Source organism: Planococcus sp. CAU13 (assembly GCF_000775575.1).
Classification (GTDB): Bacteria; Bacillota; Bacilli; order Bacillales_A; family Planococcaceae; genus Planococcus.
Genome location: NZ_JRGN01000007.1, coordinates 1 through 204, shown reverse-complemented (window position 1 = coordinate 204; position 204 = coordinate 1). Strand labels below are relative to the sequence as shown.

Here is a 204-nt window from a genome sequence, read left to right as displayed (position 1 = left end):
GCTGAAGAATATGAAGTGACTGATGAAGAAGTTCAGGCTGAGATCGACAGTTCAAAAGAAGAGCTTGGTGAAAATTACGAGGCATTCCTTGCTCAAAATAACCAGACAGAAGAAAGTTACGAGAAAGTAATCCGTCTGAATTTATTGCAGGAAAAAGCACTGACTGATGGTGTGGAAGTGACTGATGAAGAAATCCAAGCGCAG

At 41.2% G+C, this 204-nt stretch carries 1 pseudogene; it reads left to right on the top strand.

Annotated elements, in window-relative coordinates:
• Positions 1–204, top strand: a pseudogene (locus tag KW93_RS00260) (peptidylprolyl isomerase); the annotation flags it as partial.